General features: G+C 49.8%; 1 protein-coding gene. It reads right to left on the bottom strand.

The window, feature by feature from the left end; genetic code table 11:
- Nucleotides 1-259, bottom strand: a 259-nt coding sequence (locus tag RYX56_RS23460) for a hypothetical protein (RefSeq protein WP_317124271.1), incomplete at both ends; no start/stop codon positions are given.

Below are 259 nucleotides of genomic sequence, written 5' to 3' on the forward strand. Positions count from 1 at the left end.
GTCGGAATAATCGTAGCTGTTGTATTCCGTGCCGTTGACAGCGAATTGGACCGTGTTGACGCCGGAATCGATATCCCGGGCGGTCACTTCAAAGGTGACATCCCCGTTGTACTGGTTGCCGCCGTTTGACTGAACCTTTCCATCCGATTTGATGTTGATGGCAGCCTCTGGTGCTTGCTTTTCAATCATGACAATACCGCTGTTGTCGGCTGCGATGTTGGAATTGTCTTTTGTCACCAAATACGTGCCTTTGTTGTTG

Origin of the sequence: Alkalihalophilus lindianensis, from assembly GCF_032843265.1 — a bacterium.
GTDB lineage: Bacteria > Bacillota > Bacilli > Bacillales > Bacillaceae_D > Alkalihalophilus > Alkalihalophilus lindianensis.